Source organism: Azotobacter chroococcum (genome assembly GCF_004339665.1).
Taxonomy (GTDB): Bacteria; Pseudomonadota; Gammaproteobacteria; order Pseudomonadales; family Pseudomonadaceae; genus Azotobacter; species Azotobacter chroococcum.
Window position 1 is genome coordinate 193,755 of sequence record NZ_SMMU01000001.1, and the last position, 23,560, is coordinate 217,314.

Annotated in this window: 19 protein-coding genes and 2 pseudogenes; 9 read left to right on the forward strand and 12 right to left on the reverse strand. The window is 63.5% G+C overall.

Going from position 1 to position 23,560, the window contains the following annotated elements; genetic code table 11:
• Positions 1-6: 6 nt before the first annotated feature.
• On the forward strand, positions 7-243 hold the full coding sequence (locus EV691_RS00850; RefSeq protein WP_131297931.1) for a hypothetical protein: 237 nt from the start codon (positions 7-9) through the stop codon (positions 241-243).
• Between the two features lie 3 nt (positions 244-246).
• On the opposite strand, the gene EV691_RS00855 is transcribed toward EV691_RS00850, so the two are convergent.
• The 9 genes from EV691_RS00855 to EV691_RS00895 all read right to left on the reverse strand — a co-directional run bounded on the left by EV691_RS00855 (position 247) and on the right by EV691_RS00895 (position 9,332).
• Positions 247-1,263, reverse strand: a complete 1,017-nt coding sequence (locus EV691_RS00855; RefSeq protein WP_131297930.1) for an ABC transporter substrate-binding protein — start codon at positions 1,261-1,263, stop codon at positions 247-249.
• 62 nt (positions 1,264-1,325) lie between these two features.
• Positions 1,326-2,084, reverse strand: a complete 759-nt coding sequence (locus tag EV691_RS00860; RefSeq protein ID WP_131297929.1) for an SDR family NAD(P)-dependent oxidoreductase — start codon at positions 2,082-2,084, stop codon at positions 1,326-1,328.
• 113 nt (positions 2,085-2,197) lie between these two features.
• Positions 2,198-3,067: an ABC transporter permease gene (locus EV691_RS00865; protein WP_131297928.1), complete on the reverse strand. Its 870-nt coding sequence runs from the start codon at positions 3,065-3,067 to the stop codon at positions 2,198-2,200.
• A 193-nt stretch (positions 3,068-3,260) separates the two neighbouring features.
• The gene (locus tag EV691_RS00870) at positions 3,261-4,091 is read right to left on the reverse strand and encodes an ABC transporter ATP-binding protein (RefSeq protein WP_131297927.1); all 831 of its coding nucleotides are present in this window, start codon (positions 4,089-4,091) and stop codon (positions 3,261-3,263) included.
• A gap of 4 nt (positions 4,092-4,095) precedes the next feature.
• Positions 4,096-5,127, reverse strand: a complete 1,032-nt coding sequence (locus EV691_RS00875) for an ABC transporter substrate-binding protein (protein ID WP_131297926.1) — start codon at positions 5,125-5,127, stop codon at positions 4,096-4,098.
• 119 nt (positions 5,128-5,246) lie between these two features.
• Positions 5,247-6,134, reverse strand: coding sequence for a TauD/TfdA dioxygenase family protein (locus EV691_RS00880; protein WP_131297925.1), 888 nt, complete (start codon positions 6,132-6,134; stop codon positions 5,247-5,249).
• Positions 6,135-6,407: 273 nt separating this feature from the next.
• The gene (locus EV691_RS00885) at positions 6,408-6,830 is read right to left on the reverse strand and encodes a hypothetical protein (RefSeq protein ID WP_131297924.1); all 423 of its coding nucleotides are present in this window, start codon (positions 6,828-6,830) and stop codon (positions 6,408-6,410) included.
• Positions 6,831-7,143: 313 nt separating this feature from the next.
• Complete coding sequence (locus EV691_RS00890; protein ID WP_131297923.1) at positions 7,144-8,727, reverse strand: rhodanese-related sulfurtransferase; 1,584 nt, start codon at positions 8,725-8,727, stop codon at positions 7,144-7,146.
• Complete coding sequence (locus EV691_RS00895) at positions 8,724-9,332, reverse strand: cysteine dioxygenase family protein (protein ID WP_131297922.1); 609 nt, start codon at positions 9,330-9,332, stop codon at positions 8,724-8,726. The genes EV691_RS00890 and EV691_RS00895 overlap by 4 nt, the downstream gene beginning before the upstream one ends.
• Before the next feature lie 98 nt (positions 9,333-9,430).
• Here EV691_RS00895 and EV691_RS00900 point away from each other — a divergent pair, with 98 nt between their 5' ends.
• Positions 9,431-10,342 carry a LysR family transcriptional regulator gene (locus EV691_RS00900; RefSeq protein ID WP_131297921.1) on the forward strand — a complete coding sequence of 304 codons (912 nt, stop codon included), beginning with the start codon at positions 9,431-9,433 and terminating at the stop codon, positions 10,340-10,342.
• A 188-nt stretch (positions 10,343-10,530) separates the two neighbouring features.
• Here the strand turns inward: EV691_RS00900 and EV691_RS00905 are convergent, their stop codons facing one another.
• Complete coding sequence (locus EV691_RS00905; RefSeq protein ID WP_131297920.1) at positions 10,531-14,385, reverse strand: SIR2 family NAD-dependent protein deacylase; 3,855 nt, start codon at positions 14,383-14,385, stop codon at positions 10,531-10,533.
• Between the two features lie 261 nt (positions 14,386-14,646).
• On the reverse strand, positions 14,647-14,925 hold the full coding sequence (locus tag EV691_RS00910) for a helix-turn-helix domain-containing protein (RefSeq protein ID WP_090623024.1): 279 nt from the start codon (positions 14,923-14,925) through the stop codon (positions 14,647-14,649).
• Between the two features lie 497 nt (positions 14,926-15,422).
• Here EV691_RS00910 and EV691_RS00915 point away from each other — a divergent pair, with 497 nt between their 5' ends.
• The 7 genes and pseudogenes from EV691_RS00915 (at position 15,423) to EV691_RS00945 (ending at position 22,528) form a co-directional block, all read left to right on the forward strand.
• Entirely contained in the window at positions 15,423-16,613 is a 1,191-nt protein-coding gene (locus EV691_RS00915; RefSeq protein ID WP_131297919.1) for an acyl-CoA dehydrogenase family protein, read from the forward strand.
• 51 nt (positions 16,614-16,664) lie between these two features.
• Complete coding sequence (locus EV691_RS00920; RefSeq protein WP_131297918.1) at positions 16,665-17,729, forward strand: ABC transporter substrate-binding protein; 1,065 nt, start codon at positions 16,665-16,667, stop codon at positions 17,727-17,729.
• Positions 17,710-18,705 carry an ABC transporter permease gene (locus EV691_RS00925; RefSeq protein WP_131297917.1) on the forward strand — a complete coding sequence of 332 codons (996 nt, stop codon included), beginning with the start codon at positions 17,710-17,712 and terminating at the stop codon, positions 18,703-18,705. Before EV691_RS00920 ends, EV691_RS00925 begins: the two co-directional genes overlap by 20 nt.
• A complete protein-coding gene (locus EV691_RS00930; RefSeq protein ID WP_131297916.1) occupies positions 18,699-19,490 on the forward strand; it encodes an ABC transporter ATP-binding protein in 792 nt (263 codons plus the stop codon). The genes EV691_RS00925 and EV691_RS00930 overlap by 7 nt, the downstream gene beginning before the upstream one ends.
• A 64-nt stretch (positions 19,491-19,554) precedes the next feature.
• Positions 19,555-20,529 carry an IS630 family transposase gene (locus EV691_RS00935; protein WP_131297915.1) on the forward strand — a complete coding sequence of 325 codons (975 nt, stop codon included), beginning with the start codon at positions 19,555-19,557 and terminating at the stop codon, positions 20,527-20,529.
• Between the two features lie 107 nt (positions 20,530-20,636).
• Positions 20,637-21,137: pseudogene (locus EV691_RS00940) on the forward strand (GNAT family N-acetyltransferase); the annotation flags it as partial.
• A 431-nt stretch (positions 21,138-21,568) separates the two neighbouring features.
• A complete protein-coding gene (locus EV691_RS00945; protein ID WP_131297914.1) occupies positions 21,569-22,528 on the forward strand; it encodes a 2-hydroxyacid dehydrogenase in 960 nt (319 codons plus the stop codon).
• Between the two features lie 453 nt (positions 22,529-22,981).
• Here EV691_RS00945 and EV691_RS24220 read toward each other — a convergent pair.
• A pseudogene (locus EV691_RS24220) lies at positions 22,982-23,491 on the reverse strand (MFS transporter); the annotation flags it as partial.
• Positions 23,492-23,560 lie beyond the last annotated feature (69 nt).

Sequence of the window (23,560 nt, forward strand, 5' to 3'; positions counted from 1 at the left end):
ATCGCCATGGACTACTTCATCATCTTCATCACCACCGTGAGCGGGCTGTATTTCCACTGGTGGCTGTACGTACGCATCAAGCGCTGGATGGACCGCGACCTGGCCCTGTCGCTGGCCGGCTCCGACGATGCCCGGCGCGCCTACATGCTGGAGCGCCTGGCCGAGGCCGGGCGCCAGGGCGTCCGGCGCCGCGACCTGGCGCAGTGGCTGGAACGGGCGGTGGCGGAGTATCCCGCGCCCTGAACCTCAGCTCCCCTCGGCGCCGTGGGCCTCCTCGAAGAAGTAGTCCTTCCAGGAGGCCGCCTTGTTCTTCAGCACGCCCAGCTCGTGGAGCTTTTCGGCATAAATGAAGGTGCGCTGCGGGACGATGGTGAAGTCGTTTTCCTTGTCCTCGACGATCTTCTCCACCAGCGCCGGCGCCAGCCTGGAGTTCTCCACGCGGATGTAGGTCTGTGCCGCGGCGCGCTTGTCGGCCTTGACGATGCGCTCGGCCTCGGCAAGGGCGTCGTAAAAGGCGCGGTAGGTCTTGGGATTCTCCTTGTGGAACTTCTCGGTGGTATAGAGCACGTTGAAGGTCGCCGGTCCGCCGAGGATGTCGTAGGAGCTGATCAGCTTGCGCACCTTCGGGTTCTCCAGCGCCTGGTAATAGAAGGGCGCGCTGGAGAAATGCGCGCTGATCTCCGAGGCGCCGGAGATCAGCGCCGCGGTGGCGTCGGGATGCGGCAGGCTGACGCTGATGCCGTCGAAGCGCTGGAACTGCTCCTTGCCGAAACGCTTGGCCGCCTCGATCTGCAGGGTCCGCGACTGGAAGCCGACGCCGGCGGCGGGCACCGCGATGCGGTCCTTCTCGCCCAGGTCCTCCAGCGACTTCACCGCCGGGTTGCTGGTCAGCAGGTAGTTGGGCTGCGAGCCCAGCGCGGCGATGGCCTTGACGTTCTGCCGGCCGCGGGTGCGGTCCCACATGGTCAGCATCGGCGGCACGCCGGCCGACACCACGTCGAGGGCACCGGCCAGCAGCGCCTCGTTCATCGCGGTGGCGCCGGAGATGCTGCGCCACTCCACCTGGATGTCGATGCCCTGCTCATTGCCGTGCTTCTCGATGAGCTTCTGGTCGCGGACCACGTCGAGCAGCAGGTAGGCGATGCCGAACTGCTGGGCGATGCCGATGCTGCCCTCGGCCTGGGCCAGCAGCGGGCCGGTCAGCAGCCCGGCGAGCACGCCGGCGGCCAGTCGGGCGGGACGGAAAAACGGTTTTTTCTGCATGGGAAACCTCGGACGAACCCGCGCGAGGCCCGCGCGGGCGAAAACGGAAACGGCGCGGCGGATCAGTCGCGATCCACGGCGAACGGCTGCCAGGCCTGACGGGTCGGCATGACCTCCAGGCGGTTGATGTTGATGTGCGCGGGCAGGCTCGCCACGTAGAAGATCTGCTCGGCGATGTCCTCGGCGGTCAGCGGCGTGGTGCCGCTGTAGAGGCGCTCGGAGGCGGCCTGGTCGCCCCTGGTGCGCACCAGGGTGAATTCGGTCTCGGCCATGCCGGGGGCGATGTCGGTGACCCGCACGCCAGTGCCGAGCAGGTCGCAGCGCAGGTTGTAGCTGAACTGCTGGACGAAGGCCTTGGTCGCGCCGTAGACGTGGCTGCCCGGATAGGGCCACTGGCCGGCGACCGAGCCGAGGTTGACGATGCTCGCCCCCGCGCCGCTGGCGATCAGGGTCGGCAGCAGCGCGTGGGTGACGTTGACCAGCCCGGTGACGTTGGTGTCGATCATGGTGTGCCAGTCGGCCAGCTCGACCTGCTGCGCCGCCTGCGGCGCCAGGGCCAGGCCGGCGTTGTTGATCAGCGCCCTGACCTGGCGGAAGCCCTCGGGCAGCGCCGCGACCGCCTGGCGCACGGCCTCGGCGTCGCGCACGTCGAGCGCGGCGACATGCACCGGCACCTGGCCGCCGAGTTCGTCCTGCAGCGCCTGTAGGCGCTCCAGACGGCGGCCGGTGAGGACCAGCGACCAGCCGGCGGCGGCGAAACGGCGCGCCGCGGCGCGGCCGAAACCGGAGGTGGCGCCGGTGATGAAGACGATGTTGCTCATCTGCAATGCTCTCGTTGCGACTACATGAAAGGGAAAAAGGAAGGTTTCCAGGCCGTGTGAAAACGTAGCGAACGAAGGCATAGCCGAGCGCAGTAGTTTTCACACGGCCTGTATCAGCGCTGCATGCCCCAGCGCTTGACGGTGCAGCGCTCGAGCAGGGCGAAGACCAGGCTCTCCACCAGCAGGCCGATGAGGATCACCACCACCAGGCCGGCGAACACCTTGTCGGTGTACAGCTCGTTGCGGTTCTGGAAGATGTACCAGCCGAGCCCGCCCTTGCCGGACGAGGCGCCGAACACCAGCTCGGCAGCGACCAGGGTGCGCCAGGCGAAGGCCCAGCCGATCTTCAGGCCGGAGAGGATCGACGGCAGCGCGGCCGGGACCAGGATCAGGGCGACGAAGCGCAGCCCGCGCAGGCCGTAGTTGTGCCCGACCATGCGCTGGGTTTCCGGGACGCCGAGAAAGCCGGCGTAGGTGTTCAGCGCCAGCGACCAGAGCACCGAATGCACCAGCACGAAGATCAGGCTGCCCTCGCCCAGGCCGAACCAGAGCAGCGCCACCGGCAGCAACGCGATGGCCGGCAGCGGGTTGAACATCGCGGTCAGGGTCGACAGCAGGTCGCGGCCGAGCTGGCTGGAGACCGCCAGGCTGGTCAGGACGAAGGCCAGCAGGATGCCGATCAGGTAGCCCTGGACCAGCACCGACAGGGAGATCGCCACCTTCTCCAAAAGCTCGCCGCTGGCCAGGCCCTCGGCCAGGGCGCGGGCGACCTGCAGGAAGCCCGGCAGCAAGAGATCGTTGCCCTGCAGGCGGGCGAGCACCTCCCAGAGCAGCGCCAGCGCGGCGAGGATCAGCGACTTGCGCAGCCAGCCCTGCTGCCACAGGCGCTGCGCCAGCGACAGCTCGCGCTCGAGCGGCAGGTCGGTCAAGGGTTGCAGGGCGATTTCGTATTCCGGTCGCAATGGAGGCGTGGTCTGGCTCATGGTGTGTATCCGTAGAGTCTTGATAAAAACGTGAGTCCCGCTCCCTTGCAGGAGCGAATTCATTCGCGACCCGAATGCGCACGAGGCTTCGGGTGTTACTCAGGTCGCGGCGTTTCCGGCTGCCTTCGGCAGGTCGCGGATGAATCCGCTCCTACATAAAAGCGATGGCCGCTCCCGCACCCTCTTCCGTCCATCACGCGGCATGCACGGCGGCGGGGCTTTCCCCTTCCTCGAACAGCAGCCGGTGGATGCGCCGGGCGGCGTGCTGGAAGTCGGCGCTGCCGCTGCTGTGCAGGTCGAAGGCGTGGCTGGCGACTTCGGCGCGGACCCGTCCCGGATGCGGCGAGAGCAGCAGGATGCGGTTGCCGACCACCAGCGCCTCCTCGATCGAATGGGTGACGAACAACAGGGTGAACTTCACCTCCTGCCAGAGTTCGAGCAGCTCCTCCTGCATCCGCCGCCGGGTCAGCGCATCCAGCGCGGCGAAGGGCTCGTCCATCAGCAGGATCTTCGGCTGCATGGCCAGGGCGCGGGCGATGGCCACGCGCGCCTTCATGCCGCCGGAGAGGGTGTGCGGGTAGGCGTCGGCAAACCTGGCCAGGCCGACCTTGTCCAGGTAATGCAGGGCGCGCTCTTCGGCCTCGCGGCGGCTCAGGCTGCGCGTGGCCAGCAGCGGGAACATCACGTTCTGCCTGACCGTCTTCCACGGCGGCAGCTGGTCGAACTCCTGGAACACCGCAATGCGGTCGGGCCCCGGCTCGCGGACCTCGCGGCCATCCAGGCGGATCGCGCCGTCGCGCGGGCGGATGAAGCCGGCCACCGCCTTGAGCAGGGTCGACTTGCCGCAGCCGGAGGGGCCGAGCAGAACGAAACGGTCGCCCGGATCGACCTCGAAGCTGACCTCGTGGGTGGCGCGCACCAGCCGCTCGGCAGTGCGGTATTCGAGGCTGACGCCCTCGACCTGCAACAGCGGCCGGAAGGCCGTCGCCACGGCGGGTGCGGAATTCTGGAGAAAGGCGTTCATCGTCTCAGCTCCCCTCGGCCAGCCTGGGATCGGGGAAGAAGTAGTCCTGCCAGGACGCCGGCTTGTGCTTCAGCGCGCCGACCCGGTGGAGGAACTCGGCCAGCGGATAGGTGTTCTTCGGCGTCACGCTGAACTCGAACTTCTCGTTGTCGATGATCTTCAGCAGCGCGTCCTTGTCGATCTTCGCCTTGGTCACGCGGATGTAGGTGTCCGCCGCGGCGGCCTTGTCTTTCTGGGCGAAATCGGCCGCCTCGGCCAGCGCGTCGACGAAGGCCCGATAGGTCTTCGGGTTTTCCTGGCGGAATTTCTCGGTGGTGTAGAGCACGGTCGGCGAGTTCGGCCCGAGCAGCTCGTAGGTGTCGAGCACCACATGTACGTTGGGGTTTTCCAGCGCCTGGTTCTGGAACGGCGGGTTGGAGAAGTGGCCGGTCAGCTCGGTGGCGCCGCTGGTCAGGGCCGCGGTGGCCTCCGGGTGCGGCAGCGCGACCGTGTACTTGTCCAGCCGGTCGTAGGCCTTGTCGCCCCACTGCCTGGCGGCGGCGTACTGCAGGAAACGCGACTGGATGGAGACGCCCACCGCCGGCACGGCGATGCGGTCCTTCTCGGCGAAGTCGGCGATGGTCTTGACCTTGGGGTTGTTGCTCAACAGGTAGTACGGGAAGTTGCCCAGCGAGGCCACGCCCTTGACGTTCTGCCTGCCGTGGGTGCGATCCCAGACGGTCAGCAACGGGCCGATGCCGGCGCCGGCGATGTCGATGGTGCCGGCCAGCAGCGCGTCGTTGACCGCCGAGCCGCCGGACAGCTGGTTCCAGTCGACCTTGATGTCGAGGCCCTGCTCCTTGCCGTGCTTCTCGATCAGGTGCTGGTCGCGCACCACGTTGAGCAGCAGGTAGACGATGCCGAACTGCTCGGCGATGCGGATCTGGCCCTCGGCCTGGGCCGCCGCCGGCGTCAGCAGGCTGCCGGCAAGGCCGAGGCCCAGGGCGATGCCGCCGGCGAGGCGGCGAATCGCGGGAAAGCGTTTGCCTGGAAACATGGGAAGCTCCATAGATGAGTGACGAACAGGGATAGAGAGTCAGAGTCTGTTCATGCGCCGGTGCGACCGGGAGCGCACGGGCGCGAGCGGCCAGCGGCGCACTCGTGCCCCATACAGGGTCAGAACGGCGCGTCGCCCTGGATGGTGGTGCGATGCATCCGCCGCGGCAGGTGGTTCGGGCAACCGGTGGCCAGGTGGATCAGCGCGCGGTTGTCCCAGAACAGCAGGTCGTGCTCCTGCCAGCGGTGGCGGTAGGTGAGTTCGGGACGGACGCTGTGGGCGAACAGCTCGGCGAGCAGCCGGCGGCTCTCGTCTTCCGGGACATCGAGGATGCGCGTGGTGAAGTTCTCGTTGACGAACAGGCCCTTGCGTCCGGTTTCCGGGTGGGTGCGCACCACCGGGTGGACGACCTCCTTCACCTCTTCCAGCTGGGCCTGGGTCAGCGTCGGCCGCTGGATGCCCTCGAACACCTCGTCGGCATAGTGCGCGGTGTAGGAATGCACCGCGCGGCGTCCTTCGACGGCCTTGCGCAGCGCCTCCGGCAGGGTCTCGTAGGCGAGCTGCTGGTCGGCGAACAGGGTGTCGCCGCCCTCGGCCGGCAGTTGCCGGGCATGCAGCATGGCGCCAAGGCTGGGCAGTTCCTTGTACGACAGGTCGGAGTGCCAGAGCTTGCCGGCATCACCCAGACCGATGGGCCTGCCGTTCTCGACGATGTTGGAGATGATGAAGATCTCCGGATGACCGGCCAGCAGGAACTGCTTGAGCACGTGGATCTGCAGCTCGCCGAAGCGGCGGCTGAAGGCGATCTGCTGCTCGGGGGTGATGTGCTGCTCGCGGAACACCAGCACCCGGTGATCCAGGAAGGCTTGGTGGATACGGGCGAAATCCTCCGGATTGACCGGACGGGACAGGTCCAGACCGAGGACTTCGGCACCCAGTACGCCATCGAAAGGACGGACGTCGAACGACTGGGCAGGAACGGACAACAAGGATTCAACCGCTGACATGGGGATCTCCAAACGCATGATCGGGCATGACCCGAAGAAACTGGCGTGGACGCGAATGGCGCATCCATTTCTCTTCATGCGGCTCGGCGGTTGACCGGCAAGTACGCGACAGGCGCAATCTAATGGAATATAGATTTTTGTTTAAATAACTTTTTTGCCTAAGTTAATGACCGCTCCTTGCGGCGAGCGGCACTTCGGCAAGGACGTCGGCCAGGCGGGGGCCGACGCCCGGCAGCCGCCTCCCGGCGGAAGGCGGCTGTGCCGCGGGTGGCGTCAGTCCTTCTCGACCGGCGCGCCCATCGGCTCCGGGATCAGCATCAGCTTGCCGCCCATGTCGCGGCAGATGCCGGAGCGGGTCTTGCCGTCCGGGGCGGTGAAGGAGCCGGTGTCGCCGGCCTTCTTGCCTTCGCAGGCCTTGGCGGAACCCGCCGCCGAAGGCGGCGGCCCCATGCGGCCGTGCTCCGGCATCACGGCGAGCTTGCCGTGCATGTCGCGGCAGATGCCGGTCATGGTCTTGCCGCCGGGACCGGTGAAGGACGCCGTGTCGCCGGCCTGCTTGCCTTCGCAGGCGGTGAAGGCGGCGGCCGGCGGTCCCATGTGCTCGCCGCCCGGATGACCGGCAGGCGCCTCCCCGGCGGCCATCGCCAGAGGCGAGGCCAGGCAGGCCAGCAGCGCGATGTGACGGATGTACAGCATGTTTCACCTCTCTGGGGTAATGCGGGGATGCCCATCAGAGCATAGCCACCCAGCGAGCGGTGATTCTTTACGCTTTCGATACAGTCCCTCGCCCGGTGCGGGCCGCTCAGATCCAGCCCTGCAACGTGCCCACGCAGGAGCGTGGGCACGATCACCCTCGTCGTTGATGGTTCCCACGCTCCTGCGTGGGAGCCCAGGGCCGGGCGTTCCGGCGCCGCAGTGCCCCCGGAGCGCCTCCCTGCGGCGTGCCCACGCGGAAGCGCGGGCAACGATCAACGCCTCGAAAAGCAAAAGACCTTGAAAGGGCTGCCGCTCAGATCACCAAGAAGCCGTGGGTGCCGTCGCGGCCCAGCTGCTCGACCAGACCGAACTCCCAGTCCAGATAGGCCTGCATGGCCTCGCGCGGGTTGTCGGTACCCTCATAGGGACGCCGGTAGCGGTCGCTGCGCGGCACCGCCAGGGCGGTTTCGCCCTCCTCCAGCGGCAGGCCGGCGGCGATCCAGGCCGCGGTGCCGCCGGCCAGGACGAACACCGGCCTGCCGGTCAGCGCCTGCAGCTCGTCCACCGCGTAGCGCGCCAGCAGGCTGCTGCCGCAGGTGACCACGTAGCGTCCGGCCGGCGGCAGCTTCTCCAGGGCCTGCGGCAGCTGCGCGCGCAGCGCCCACCAGGCGCCGGGAATGTGCCGTCTGACGTAGTTGGCGCTGGTGGTGAAGTCCAGCACCAGGGTATCGCCCTCGGCCAGCCAGGCCTGCAGGGTTTCGGGGGCGATGTCCTCGCTCTGCGGCGCCGGCGGCACCGGCGCCGACCAGCCGCCCCGCTCGGCGAACTCCGCGGCGTTCAGGCCGTCCAGCACCTGCACCTCCCAGCCCATCTGCGCCAGCCAGGAAGCGCTCATGTTGGCGCGCACGCCGTCGTCGTCGGCCAGCACCAGGCGCGCACCGCGCACACTGGCGAAGTGGTCGGTTTCCTGGACCAGCTGGCCGCCCGGCGTGGAGCGCGCCCCCGGCAGGTGGCCGGCCTCGTACTCCTCCGGGGTGCGCACATCGAACAGGTAGGTGGTGCGGCCGGCCTCCTCCCGCCAGCGCGCCAGATCGGCGAGGCTGGCGCGACCGACGCCGGCCTTGTCCGCCACCGCGCGGGCGGAGGCGGCGGCCAGCGCGCGGTTTTCGGCGGAGACTTCGGGGAATCTGCGGCTCTGCCCGTGCTCCAGCTGCTGACCGGCCAGGGTCCAGCCGATGGTGCCGTTGCGCAGCGCCGCCACCTCGTTGGGAATCCCGGCGTTGACCAGCGACTGGGTGCCGATGATGCTGCGGGTGCGCCCGGCGCAGTTGACGATCACCCGGGTTGCGGGATCCGGCGCCAGCTCGCGCACGCGCAGCACCAGCTCGGCGCCGGGCACGCTGATCCCACCGGGAATGCTCATGGTCTGGTATTCGTCGAAGCGCCGGGCGTCCAGCACCACCACGTCGGCCTTCTTGTCCAGCAGCGCCTTGACCTCCTCAGCGGCCAGCGACGGCGTATGGCGCTCGGCCTCGACCAGCTCGCCGAAGGCCTTGCTCGGCACGTTGACGTCGATGAACAGCTCGCCGCCGGCGGCGCGCCAGCCGGCGAGGCCGCCCTCCAGCCGGGCGACGTCGCAGTAGCCCAGCGCCAGCAGGCGCTCGGCAGCCCGCTCGGCCAGGCCCTCGCCGTCGTCGTAGACGGTCACCGGCGTGCTGCGCCGCGGAACCCGCGCATAGACCTCGATCTCCAGGCGCGACAGCGGGAGGTTGGCGGCGAACAGCGGGTGACCCTCGGCGAACGGCGCTTCCTCGCGCACATCCAGCAGGGCCAGCTCCTCGCGCGCCAGCAGGGCGGCGCGGATATCGGCGAAGGAACGGGTGGCGATACGGCTCATGCGGGAACACTCTCCCTGGACAGATCCCAGATATTGGGCAGGACTTGGTTGGAATAACCGGAGATGAACGGCTTCTCGCTGCCATCCGGCAGATAGACCGCGCGCCGCACGGCGCCGATGTTGGCGCCGTAGACGTGGATGCTGATCGACGGCTGGTCGGGGCTGGCGTTGAACACCCGGTGGATGTCGCCGATCCGCGGCGACACCGCCTCGACCTGGCCGGGCGACAGCCGCAGCGGCTCGCCGAGCGGACGCAGGCCCTCGGCGCTCACCTCGAAGTGCTGGGCGTCCTCGGCGCCGCGCAGCATGCCGATCAGGCCCCAGACCCGGTGATCGTGCACCGGGGTGGTCTGCCCCGGTCCCCAGACGAAGCTGACCACCGAGAAGCGCTGGCGGGAGTCGGCGTGCAGCAGATACTGCTGGTAGCGCTCGGGATCGGGCCGGGCGAAGGCTTCCGGCAGCCAGTCGTCGTGGCGGACCAGCTCGTGCAGCAGCAGCCGGCCTTCGCGCAGTACGCTCTCCTCGTCGTCGTGACGGTCGAGCAGATCGCCCAGGGCACCGACGAAATCGCGCAGCCGGTCCAGGCGCAGGGGGGATTGACTCATCGTCGCTCATCCATTGTGTGACAAGATGGCGCCACGTTACCAAGCGTCATATCATTATCAAAATGCACTTTATTCATAAGCTAATATGCTGATAACGCATGAAGACAGATGACATCGAAGCCTTCGTCGCCGTCGTCCGCTGCCAGTCGCTGAGCCTGGCCGCCGACAGCCTGCAACTGACCCAGTCGGCGATCACCCGCCGCGTGCAGAATTTCGAGGACGACCTCGGCACCCTGCTGCTCGACCGCAACACCAAGCCCCTCAAGCCGACGGCCATGGGCCTGCGGGTCTACGAGCAGTGCCGCGAGGTGCTGCGCAGCATGGACGTGCTGCGCGAAATCGTCGCCCGCGACGCCCCGCCCAGCGGCACCCTGCGCCTGGGCGTGCCGCAGACCATCGGCGACGTGGTGCTGCTCGACACCCTGGAGCAGCTGAGGAACACCTATCCCGACCTACAGACCCAGGTCTCCAGCGGCTGGGGCAGCACCTTGCTCGAGCGCCTGGAAAACCTCGAACTGGACGCCGTGGCGGCGCTGTTTCCCGCCAGCAAGAGCTTTCCCGAGGGCATCGCCGCCACCTCGCTGGGGCGCCTGCGGCTCTTGGTGGTGGCCGCCCGCGGCAGCTCGGAAAGGCGCGGCGGCAGACTCGCCGACTGCTGCGACCGCGGCTGGGTGCTGAACCCGGACGGCTGCGGCTTCCGCGCCGGCCTGCAGCACGCCATGGCCGAACAGGGCCTGAAACTGCGGATCAACCTGGAAACCTTCGGCAGCGAACTGCAGCTCGGCCTGGTGGCGAAGAACCTCGGCCTCGGCCTGGTTCCCGAGCCGCTGCTCTTGGCCAGCCGCTACCGCGAGCAATTGGAGGTCGTCGCCCTCGCCGACTTCAAGCCGACGGTCGACCTCTGGCTGCTGCAGCCGCGCTTCGTCGGCAACCTGCACGGCGCCATCGAACTGTTCGGCAACCTGGTGGCCCGCCACCTGGCTTCGCCGCCGGTGGCGGGCGGCGTCTGAACGGGGGGCGGACTCATTCGCGGCGGGTGGCGCCCTGTAGGGTGGAAAACGACCGCAGGTCTTTTCCACCGGGCATTACGGGATGGAAGCGGATTGGTAGAAAACGCGGTGTGGTTTTCTACCAATCGGCGCTGGCAGCAATGACCTAAAGCAGACGCTCTCTCATTGTCAACCAAAACTTCAGAATCTCATTTGCCATCAGTTTTTTCCCAATATAGCTTTGAGGTTTCTCCAAGAAAACGCAATTCTGGTAGCGGGTCAGAGGACGTTAGTTGGACCCAGGCGGTGATGCTTTTAGAAACTTTCGTGGGTCTGCTGCTTACGAGCTCTCGCGCTAGTCTCGCGCAACTCCAGCGTAACGTTGGTACATTATCATCTGGCACTCCCGAGCCAAGCGGTCGGTGCTCATATGAAAGCTCTACGAGCATCTTTTTAAGCCCTGACTCAATTAATGCAAAAGAGCTTTCGCTAATCCATGCGCTCTGGTGCTTCGCAATGTCTAGCATCAAGCTTAAGCCCCATGGCAGTGCTGGCATGCGGCGCGCTGCAATAATTCCAGAAAGCGTATTAATCAACAGCTCTGGCAGCCCAGACTGACTTAGATCAGGCCGATGAATCCAGTATGAAATTACGTTTGAGGCATTATTTACTTTGGAAACATCCGAATCTATGAGGTGCTCTACCAGTTCAGCTTCCACTCGGAGCAGCTCATATTCATCGCGCTGCTTTAATGCTCTCATAAGACGGAATCGCCAAAAATTATTGCCAAATTCGGCGCTTTGATCAACGACTGACTGAAACCATTTGCCTATATTTGAGTCACAGAGCGAGCCAGATGTGTTTTCGTTTTCAACCATCGCTGCGACAATGCTATCAAATAAGTCCAGTCGCTGATTGACTGCTGTGCGCAATTCATTTACATGGAGCAGTTCTTCACGTACGTCCTGCCACTCGTTGTCCCACCACCGCTTTACTAATTGAAGGCCTGCAAGCATGTCGCTTTCCGGCCATGGTTTTCTTTCCAGTGAACGAATCCAATTCTGTAGCAAGTCATTATTAGCAAGGGGACTCCAGGATTTTCTAGAGTTTCGGGAACTTATCGTGAAGGATGATGGTGCCGCGAAAGATGTTATTTCTTGACTAAGAATCCAGCGTCTAAAAGAGAGGTCAAAATCGACGTTATTATCATCTAGCCAAGTGAAGGCGGCCCAAGGATAGTGGCCAGGTATCAGTGGCCAGGATTCGCCTTTAACTAGAAACTGCCTGATGACCTCTTTTTGACTATTTGTGATGAAGCCCCAGCTATTCAGCCAGAATAAACGTTGCCAGGCATCCTTCAACACTGTGGTGCTTGGGGCATTGCTCGGATTCTGGTTTAGCTGTAGCGGTTCTAATTTCGAAATTAGATTATCAATAACGGCCGAAATATTATGATTTTCGTTAGAAATAATTAAATCATTGTCACGCCGTTGAAGCATGTGCAGACATATCCAATCATCTTCAAAATACTGATCTCTTACCAACAAAGCAGTTACGTCAGGAATGCTGGCAATTGAAGGAGCAATTCTCGCCCTGTCATCCACCGGCAGAGCTTCAAAACACCGTGAAAGTACTAGCGCAAGCTCTTTCCAAAGCAGGTGAAGACGCCAAAGCAAAGGCTGGTGGTACAGGGCGATGACTCGTTCCATGAAAGAATATACTTTTGCTGTATCGCTAATGCGGATGACCAACCGAGCGAATACGTCCATGTGAAAGCCAGTCACACGTTGCAGATCTTCGTCATCGACCGGATCGCTGAACATACGCTCGACAAGGCTTAGAGAGCGAGAGCAAATCTGTAGCGCAAGCGACTCCTCGGTGCGAGCAACTTGGTACCGAGATAGCCAGCCTGCTGTGTGCAGCAATTGATTTGGATTTCTCGGTTTCAACATATTTTTGTTGAGGCCTCTTATCATTACGCTCAGCACCCGCTGCATTGAGTCCGCGTATTGCACCCACCACGCGGCTTGAGCAAATGAGCCAATGTCGAAGGTCACACTTTCAATGCGAGGCACCAACGCAACTCGATCGCTCAACGTTAGCCAGGCGAATGCTGCGTATATTTTATCTCTTAAGTTCTGAGAGCCGTTTAGCTGTTCAGTTGCTGAATAGCGTCCCAACTCAAATTGGGGAGTGTAGCTTTTGGGCTGAGATGGGGGAGGTGTTTCGGCATTTAAGGCAGCGGTAAGCTGTTGCAGCTCAAGCCGAGAGTCAAATCCTTTCGCTGCGAGATCCGCCAGCCGACGATCAAGCTGCTCGGATGGAAGCGCATTATTCGAGTCTTCTTCAGTAGAGGGCCAACGCCAACTTTTGGAGGTTTGTAAATAGCTTATCGCCAAGCATGCCCATGCTTCTTGAGATAAATATTGCGTGCTATTAGAACGCAACCGTTGATTGCTGCGTAACTGCTGCAGCCCTTTCAAGCTGACAGCAATACCTGCCTCTGGTTTGCCAACCTCTCCCAAAAGCATACCTTTTCGAACACGCATATAGCTGTCCGATGAGCGGATGTGCCATTCACTAAGTAAACGGTGGGCGATATCACGGTCACCCTCATAAAGTGCAAGTAGAATTGACTCGTGCGCAATCTCGTCATGAAGCTGAAGATCCTTCGGTAGCACGGACGCAAGAAGTTCTTTCAGTGCGTTGAAATCATCTCGACGAAGCTCTTGCCTAGCCCAGCGCAACAGGCTCAGTCCGAGATCACGCCAGCGTCGTTGAAATTCTATCGTTGATTCAATGCCGAACCGCTTAAGCTCCGTTTTCTGCTTATCGAACATAGTGACGGAATACTTGCTTGTTGCTTTGATCAAAGCCAGCGCGGCTAAGGCCAATGAGTCATCGAAGCACTGGAGAAGTACTTCCTGGTGCCAAGCGTACTCTGCGAGCACTGCAACTCCGACATGCGGCGTGTCCTGTACTAGTTTGTCGAGCAGATCTTTGCCATTTAAGAATCCAGGAATTGCATCAATGCTATGCTGAAAGCGCCGGCGTACAGAGATTGGTGCTATTAGCCATCCCGGATAAGTTCTACGCAAATTTCCAACAGGAGCATATACGTTCAACAGGCGACTTCGCCGTTCGTCTACATCTTGATGAGGAAGGCGTGATACCTGATCCAGAGGGGGAAGGTCACCCCACTCAGAGTCTTCTTCCTCAAGCGGCTTTGCCAATAGCCGAAACATAGCGTCAAATCGGGAGAAGTAGTCCAACTCGTCTACCCCACTTGGCAAAGGCAAAACCACTGGGGTCACTTGGCGTGCTTCGAGTAGCGTTCGCTGACCAAGCGACGGGGCACGACTGACAAATAAATAGATGGGCAAAGCATGTTTATCAAGCATGTCACGAACCCATCCGATCCAGTGCAAGAAATTTGGATCATCACCGGAGAATCCAACGAGACAGAACACATTTTCAAGCAATGATTGGCGCACCAAATTTACGAAAGGTGCAAATAACTCTGGGTAGCGCCGATAGTCATCTTCCGTAAAGATGAATGGCCTCTGAGACGGAAAAGATCCGTGCAATTTTACAATGCGTCGTCTGCCTAGGATTTTCGATTGTGGAATGTCTTCGCGACAAATCACCGTATAATGGGCACGCTCAACGATGTCGTCCGCTGCTCGTTCCAATAAGGTGTCGTAGTTAGTAGTGAAGATCTCTGACCATGGCAACTGAAGTAGTTGATTGTGCAAAATACCTGGACGCACTCTGTCGTCAGGAATGAGGCGCTTCAAAACTTCTTCGAGTGCGGGCTTAGAAAAAACGCGGGCATATTGCTCACCCAGTTGCGTTACCATGCCTGCTGAAAAATCCTTCAGATCACTGTCCGTCGGGTTCAATTCGCGCCATAGTTCTTTCGCAACGTCGTACCACATGGCCAACTGATCGCCATTTTCTGCATTTCGACTGAATCCGGCTCCTACCATGACTGCGGCATTGCCGTTGGCTAATGCTTTGCGGATAGCGTTGTAGTGGACCTCATCGTTGATTTTTATAGACACTGCTCCCCCTGTTGCCGCTGTAAAGCCGCCGCGTTTTCTATAAGAGTAATCATTGTAAGTAGCAGCCGATTAAGTTACATGGCATTGTGCTATGATGCCTATATGTCAATTGGTACTCTCGCGCCTAGCCGCTTCTGGTCGACTGCAGCCAATGGCCAATGGATGTCAGCCACTTGAGGCGCCACACGACCAAGCAAGTCCCCCCTCGTTCAGCTCCTGCAGCATCTGAGGGGGCAACGGGGAACCGATCATGATCCCCCCTCACGTCCCCTTCCTCCTCACCGCCACTATCCCCACCCGCATCCCGAACAGCCTGAACACGCTGTCCAGGGTCGCTACCGTGGGGTTGCCGGTGTCCTGTTCGAGCTGGCGCAGGGTACGCAGGGAGAGTTTGCACATGCGGGCGAAGTCGGTCTGGTTCAGGCCGGTGACGCGCAGGCGCAGTTGGCGGATCGCGCCGCCGAAGCTCAGGGTGCCGTCGGCCAGTTGCTGGCGGATTTCGTCGAGTACCGCGCCGCGGTCTTCTTCCGGCTTCTTCATGGCATGTCCGGCAGCGACTGCTGCGCGCCCCGTGTGAGTCGGTCCAGATAGGCATCATAGTGCCTATTTTTAGCCTTCCCAAGCATGAAAAAGGTATTTAAATACCCATTTCGACGTCTTACTCGTGCGAAACAGGCAATGTATTGCCTTCTGTCATGCAAGCGCATTCACGCCGATCCGGGCGCCGCCCTAACAACAGCAGGCCGATGGCGAAGCCGAACGAAGGTGGATGGCTTCGGCCATCCACCCTACCTACTCCGAACCCGCGCAGCACGCATGAAAGCCATGCACAAAATGCAAATAAAGCAAATTAATGAAGATTAAAGTTAAAACTGAGGAATATTAATTTATAAGAAAATCGAATTTCAGATTGCTCTCTTATGCATGCAGTATTGGGCCACCACTTCCTGCAGGCCCATGAACCGGCGCTACAGATGGCTGGCCCACCGGACCACCGGACGACTCGGCATCGTGACAGTCGCCCCAGGTGCATTCCGATGAGCATCATTCCACTTCGCAACCCTTCCCGGGCAACCGCTGGCTCGCCCGTCCGCCCCGGCAGCCCGGGCTTCTCCGCACTGCTGAACCGTCTCGGCGAGGAATTCGCCGGGCGCGCCGCCGACTACGACCGCAGCGGCGAGTTTCCCCAGGAAAATTTCCGCCGCCTGCATCAGGAAGGCCTGCTGGCCCTGACCATCCCCCTGTCCCAGGGCGGTCTGGGCGGCGGACTGGCCGAGGCCGTCGAGGCCATCGGCGCGGTGGCCAAGGGCGATCCGTCCACCGCGCTGATCCTGGCGATGCAGTACCTCCACCACAACCGCCTGCAGGACAACCCGCAGTGGCCGGAAGCGCTGCGCCAGCGGGTGGTCCGCGAAGCCGTCGAGGACGGCGCGCTGATCAACGCGCTGCGCGTCGAGCCGGCGCTCGGCTCGCCCTCGCGCGGCGGCCTGCCGGCCACCGTTGCCCGGCGCACGCCCGAGGGCTGGCGGATCAGCGGCAGCAAGCTCTACTCCACCGGCAGCTACGGGCTGACCTGGTGCAACGTGTTCGCCCGCAGCGACGACCCCGACCCGCTGGTCGGCGTCTGGCTGGTGCGCAAGGACAGCCCCGGCATCCGCATCGTCGAGGACTGGGACCACCTGGGCATGCGCGCCACCTGCAGCCACCGCATCGACTTCGACGACGTGCTGGTGCCGCTGGAGCAGGCAGTCAACGTGGCGCCGGCCAGCCGCCGGAGCACCGATACCGAACTCGACGCCGAGGGCCTGCTGTGGATGGGCGCCCTGCTCGGCGCCCTCTACGACGGCGTCGCCCGCGCCGCCCGTGACTGGCTGATCGACTGGCTGAAGCAGCGCACGCCGAGCGCGCTCGGTGCGCCGCTCGCCACCCTGCCGCGCCTGCAGCAGCTGGTCGGCGAGATCGACAGCCTGCTGCTGGTCAACCGCAGCCTGCTGGAGGCCGCCGCCGGCCGGCGCCTGCCGCCCGAAGCCAGCGGCCAGCTCAAGCACCTGGTCACCGACAACGCCATCCGCGTCGTGGAGCTGGCCCTGCAGGCCTCCGGCAACCACGGCCTGAGCAGGAACAACCCCCTGGAGCGGCACTACCGCGACGTGCTGTGCGGACGCATCCACACGCCGCAGAGCGATGTCGTGCTGGTCAAGGCCGGCCAGGCTGCGCTGGGCCTCTAGCAAATCCGCCGACCCCGAACCCATCACCCGACTCTCACGGAAGCGATTCGCATGACCTTCAACTCCAGCCTCTCCCGCCGCCGCCTGCTCGGTCTGGCCGGTACCGCCGCCGCGGCCGCCGCCGTCGGCCGCTTCGCCTGGGCCGCCGATCCGCATGCCCACGCCGGCCATGCCGCGCCGGCACAAAGCTTCTCGCTCGACGCCAAGGGCTGGGCGCTGCCGGCGCCACGCAAGCTCAAGCTGGCGACCAACCTCAACGCCATCTGCCTGGCCCCGGTCGCGGTGGCCGACAGCCAGGGCTTCTTCCGTGCCCACAACCTGGAGGTCGAGTTCGTCAACTTCGGCCACTCCACCGAGGTGCTGCTCGAATCCCTGGCCACCGGCAAGGCCGACGCCGCCACCGGCATGGCGCTGCGCTGGCTGAAGGCGCTGGAGCAGGGCTTCGACGTCAAGCTGACCGCCGGCACCCACGGCGGCTGCCTGCGCCTGATCGCCCAGGAGAACGGCCCGCGCAGCTTCGAGGAACTCAAGGGCAAGACCATCGGCGTCACCGACATGGCCAGCCCGGACAAGAACTTCTTCTCGCTGATGCTCAAGCGTCACGGCGTAGATCCGGTCCGCGACGTGAACTGGCGGACCTACCCGGTCGACCTGCTCGGCACCGCCCTGGAGAAGGGCGAGATCCAGGCGGCCAGCGGCTCCGACCCGATGATGTACCGCCTGCGCAACCAGCCGGGCAAGCGCGAGCTGTCCAACAACCTGATCGAGGAATACGCCAACCTCAGCTGCTGCGTGGTCGGCGTCGGCGGCAATCTGGTGCGCAAGGAAAAGCCGGTCGCCGCCGCCGTCACCCACGCCATCCTGCAGGCCCACGCCTGGGCGGCGCAGCACCCGGAAACCGTGGCCCAGGACTTCCTCAAGTTCGCGGTCAACACCAGTTCCGAGGAGATCCACGCCATCCTCAACGAGCACACCCACGCCCACTACTCGGTGGGCAAGGCCTTCGTCGACGAGATCGCCGTCTACGCCCGCGACCTGAAGGCCGTGGAAGTGCTGCGCGCCAGCACCGATCCCCGGAAATTCGCGGAGAGCATCCATGCCGACGTATTCAGCTGAACTGCCGCGCCGGGCCGCCGCCCGCCCCTTCGCCGTGTGGAAGACCGGCCTGCTGGCGGCCGCCGGCTGGCTGGCCTTCGCCCTCTACAGCAGCGAGGCGCCCAACGCCATCCGCGACTGGCCCTATACCCGCGAACTGGCCAACCTCTCGCTGGCCATCGCCGCCCTCTTGGCGCTGATCGCCCTGCTCCCCGGCCCGACCGCCCGGCTCGCCGAGCGCCTGCGCCCGGCCGGCCCGTGGCTGCTCGCCCTGCCGCTGCTGCTCGGTTTCTGGCAGCTCGCCACCGCCAAGCTGGGGCTGCTGCCGGTGCCCTTCTTCGCCCCGCCGCAGGCACTGCTGGAGGTCTACGCCGAGGACTGGCCGCGCCTCGCCGAGAGCCTGCTGCACTCCTTCTGGCTGCTCGCCAACGGCGTGCTGCTCGGCTCGGCGTGCGGCTTCATCGCCGGGGTGTCGATCGGCTGGTCGCAGCGCATCGGCTACTGGCTGCACCCGGTGCTGCGCATCCTCGGCCCGGTGCCCTCCACCGCGCTGCTGCCGATCTGCTTCTTCATCTTCCCCAGCAGCTGGGGCGCCAGCGTGTTCCTGATCGCCCTGGCGACCTGGTTCCCGGTCACCGTGCTGACCTGGTCGGGCGTCGCCAGCGTCGACCGCGCCTACTACGACGTGGCCCGCACCCTGGGCGCCAGCGAGCGCTTCCTGATCTTCCGCGTGGCGATTCCGGCGGCCCTGCCGCACGTCTTCGTCGGCCTGTTCATGGGTCTGGGCGCGTCCTTCTCGGTGCTGGTGGTGGCCGAGATGATGGGCGTCAAGGCCGGCCTCGGCTGGTACCTGCAATGGGCCCAGGGCTGGGCGGCCTACGCCAACATGTACGCCGCGCTGCTGGTGATGGCGCTGCTCTGCTCGGGGCTGATCACCGCGCTGTTCCTGATCCGCGACCGCGTCCTGTCCTGGCAGAAAGGAGCCGTGAAATGGTGAGCGCCAGCCTGAAGACCGCAGCCCCGACGCGGGGCCTGCACCTGGAAGTGAAGAACCTCAGCCATGCCTTCGACCTGGGCAAGACCAGCCTGCCGGTGCTCAACCAGGTCGACCTGAGCCTGCAGCCGGGCGAGAGCGTCGCCCTGCTCGGCCCCTCGGGCTGCGGCAAGTCGACCCTGCTGCGCCTGGTCGCCGGGCTGGAGGCGCCGCTGTCCGGACAGATCCTGGTCGACGGCCAGCCGATCGGCGCGCCCGATCCGTCGCGCATCCTGGTGTTCCAGGACCCGACTCTCTACCCCTGGCGCACCGTGTGGGACAACGTCGCCCTCGGCCTGCAGGCCCGCGGCCTGATCAACAGCCAGCGCGAACGGGTCGACGCGGCGCTGGCCAAGGTCGGCCTCGGCGAGTTCCGCGACGCCTACCCGCGCCAGCTGTCCGGCGGCATGGCCCAGCGCGCCGCGCTGGCCCGCGCGCTGGTCAACGAACCGCGCCTGCTGCTGCTCGACGAGCCCTTGGGCAAGCTCGACTCGCTGACCCGCATCGCCATGCAGGGCGAACTGATCCGCCTCTGGCAGCAGCAGCGCTACAGCTCGCTCCTGGTCACCCACGACGTGGAGGAAGCCCTGCTGCTCTGCGACCGGGTGCTGGTGTTCAGCAACCGGCCGGCGCGCATCCTCGCCGAGCTGAAGGTCGAGCGCCTCTACCCGCGCCACCGCGACGACCCGCACCTGGTCGAGCTGCGCCAGCAGGCGCTGGAGCTGCTTGGGCTGGGCAGCAGCTGGTGAAATACCGAAGCAGCCGGACGGCAGCGACCTCGTCGTCCGGCACGTCTTCACATACCTCCAGGTCATGCGTCAACAGGCGATCAAGGCTGTCCGCGAAGGGCAGACCGTCCAAAGCGTGGCGGCCGCCTTCGGCGTCAATATCCGCAGCGTCTTTCGATGGCTGTCCGACTTCGCCAATGGCGGACAGAACGCCCTGCTCGCCAAGCCGATTCCCGGACGTCCGCCCAGGATCGGTGCCGAGGAAATGCGCTGGCTGGCACAGGCCGTTCGGGACTACTCGCCGCTGCAATACCGCTTCGAATTCGGCCTGTGGACCTTGTCGCTGATCGCCGAACTGATCCACCACCAGTTCGGCAAGACGCTGTCGTTGTCGGCGGTGAGCCGGATCATGAAGCTGCTCGGCTTCACCGCACAGAAACCCTTGCATCGCGCCTGGCAGCAGGATGCGGCGCTGGTGCGCCAGTGGGAAAGCGAGATCTGGCCGGCCATTCGGGCCGAGGCCCGCGCGGCGGGAGTGAGGATCTACTTCGCGGACGAGTCGGGCCTTCGCTCCGACCATGCCGGCACGGCCTGGACAGCGCAGGGGGAAACGCCGGTGCTCGAGGTGACCGGCCGGCGCTTCTCGGTGAACATGCTGTCGGCAGTCGGGACGCGCGGCGAGTTCCGCTTCATGCTGCACGACGGGACGGTGACAGCCAGCGTGTTCCGCAAGTTTCTCAAGCGCCTGCTGGTCGGTGCCGAGCAACCGGTCTTCGTGATCGTCGATGGCCATCCGGTTCAAAAGGCCCGGCTGGTCAGGGCGTTTGTCGAAGAACAGGCGGGGCGCCTGAAGCTCTTCCATCTGCCGCCGTACTCGCCGCACCTGAACCCGGACGAACAGATCTGGGGGCACGTCAGGCGCAGTGTGTCCAGGCGTCCTGTGCAGAACCGGGAAGAAATGAAGAAATTGGCCCTGGGTGCGCTGCGCAGAATCCAGAAGCTGCCGGAGTTGGTGAAGTCGTTTTTCCGCCACCCGGACTGCCGATATACAGCAATATGATATTACCTTTAAAAAGATTAGTAGCTATCGAAAGGGAGATGCTTGTGGCTGAGTTGATTCAGATTGAGACTAGCCGTCTATTCCTTAGGTAATGGAGAACTTCGGATCACCTGCCGTTTGCAGAGCTCAATGCAGATCAGGAAGTAATGAGGTATTTTCCGTCCACGCTTAGTCGACAGGAAAGCGACGCAATGGCTGATCTATGCGAGTCACTTATTGAGCAACGTGCTTGGGGCTTCTGGGCTGTTGAAGCAAAAGCAGATAAGTGCTTCATTGGCTTTGTGGGCTTGCATGTCCCAACTGCTGAGTTGCCTTTTTCGCCATGTGTTAAGATCGGTTGGCGGCTTTCATCGCTCTACTGGGGAAAGGGCTATGCCACTGAAGCGGCAAATGCCGCACTTAAAGTTGGATTCGAAATGCTGAAACTGCCAGAAATAGTAGCCTTCACAACCATCGGCAATTTTAGAACGCGTGCTGTAATGAAACGTCTCGGTATGATTGAGAGTGCTTCGACTTTTAAGCACCCAGCAGTTCCAATTGGTAGTTGGCTCCAAGAGCATTGCCTTTATCGAATTGCTCGTGAGCAATGGATAGCCAGAAATTCATAATAAATTTCTTATGCTCGAGCACTTTTAATTTTTGCTAAGTTTGGCAGTAGAAGGCTGGATTGAGTGTTTTTCATCCATCAGCTCGATGAGGCTTTATCCCCAGCCTTGGTGAATAAGGCTGTGGAAAACGCGGCCGGCCTCACGTGGGATGCGCGCCAGCATGGGGCGGTCAAAAACTGACCAGAGCGCAGGGGGATCGCAAATTTGTGAGGGAGGACCGGCGAGTTCTGCCTTGGGCGGCGATATGGCATCCCAGCCCCGGCTCCCATGAGTGGCAGAGGCTTTGCCAACGCTCTGGGACTTACGCCGCGGCTGCTCTGCCGCGCGTGGTGCCGTCTATGCGAAGCGGTGACGGCAGGGACGATGGGAGGGCATGCTATGAGTCGTCGTTTTGCACTCACCCTTGCAATCGCCCCCAACGAGAAACCTCCATGCAGCCCACTATTCTCCTCGCTTCACGTGTTTCCGAGCCATTTCATGAACGCCTGAAAGCCCGTTTCAGGGTGATCGAGGCAACGGCCGCCGGCTTTGACGAGGCAGTTGCCGCGCTACCACCGGAACTGGCTGGGGAAATACGCATCGTCGTCGCGTTCGGCTCGACGCGCATGCCGGGAGCGTCGTTGGCTAGGCTCCCGCAACTGGGACTGATCTGCTGCCTGGGCAGCGGCTACGACGGCATCGACCTGGATCACGCACGGGAACGTGGGATCGTCGTGACCAACAGTCCCGGCGCAAACGCGAGAAGCGTGGCCGATCTGGCGATGGGCCTGCTGATCTCGAGCATCAGGAATCTTTCCTCTGCCCGCGCATACCTGGAGGCCGGGCGCTGGCAAGGCAACGCCGGCGAGCGCATGCAACCCGTGCGCGGACTGACCGGCCGCAGGCTGGGCATCTGCGGCCTGGGTGCCATAGGCCTGAACGTCGCCAAGCGCGCCGCGGCCTTCGACATGGAGGTCGGCTACCACGGCAGGAAGGCCCGCCCGGAGGCTCCCTATCCGTATTTCGACTCCATCATGCAACTGGTCACCTGGGCGGACGTGCTGGTCGTGTCCATGCGGGCAGACGCCAGCACCTACCATGCGATCGACGCTGCTGTGCTGCAGGCACTGGGCCCGCAAGGATTTCTGATCAATGTTTCGCGCGGGACGACCGTGGACGAGAAGGCCCTGGTGCATGCCTTGAAAACCGGCCAGATCGCCGGCGCGGGGCTGGATGTCTACGAGCACGAGCCTTCGATCCCCAGCGAACTCTTCGAGCTTCCTCACGTGGCCCTGACGCCGCACATCGGCGGTAGCACCCTCGAGGCGGCGCAGGAGCAGGAGGCCTGTGTCCTGGCCAATATCGAGGCGTTTACGGCAGGGCAGCCGCCGCATACGCCTGTGCCCCTGTAGGCATTCTCAGCCGGCCCCGGGCTGCAGCTTGAAACATACCGGAGGGTGCCTGCAGCTTACCTCTGACAAGGGCCGTAGCCGGCCCACAGGACCGCACAGGAGGCGCGACAGGCAGCTCGAGCGCTTTCTTTCCTTCTAATGGAGCGCAAATCGTCGCTGGTGGGCGTCTGGCGGCCTGCTGAATGGCCCCTCGTCTCCTGGCTACGATGGGCGAGCTGGGAATGGTACAGACCATCCTGGGCCATCAGAACCTCAGCAGTGCATGAACAAGTTGGCGACCTGATCATGGACCGAAGCAAATCGTTGCAACTGACTTGAAGCGGCGCATCACCTTCTCGCATACCCGGGTCGGTTGGTGCGAATTCTCCGCCCGGTTGTTCAACCCCCTTGTGCTGGCGGTGTTCGAGGTTCAACCCCATTTTCCTGTTCGCCGCCGCATAACTCCCGAGCTTGTCAGTGATCAGGACACGCGGAGCGCGACCGTGCTTCCTGAGCAGCTTGCGCATGAGCCGCCTGCCTGTCGCGCCAGCGTTGCACCAGCACATCGAGCATCGCGCCGTGCTGGTCCAGCGCGCGCCACAGCCAGTGTTTCCTGCTGCTGAGGGTGACGTAGAGCGAATAGTTGAGGATCCAGCCGGAGAACGGCCCGCCCTCCAGGCCGGACACCGGAATGGCGGCCATGAACAGGGCCATGATGCGGCCGCGGCGGCTGGCCGGGAACCACTGCGAGAGGTAGAGCACCATGCCCAGGAAGAAGCCGGCTTCGGCGGCACCGGTGAACAGGCGCAGGGCGTAGAGCTGGCCGGGCGTCTCGACCAGCAGCAGGGCAGTCGAAGCCAGGCCCCAGGCGATCATCATCACGGCGATCCAGCGGCGCGGGCCGAAGCGGTTCAGCGCCAGGTTGCTGGGCACGCCGCAGAGCACGTAGCCGATGAAGAAGATGCCGGCGCCGAGGCCGTAGACGTTTCGATACAACGCGTTCCGCTCGTTCTGGACAGCGACGGAACAGGCTGTGGGGCTGTCGGGAAGGGA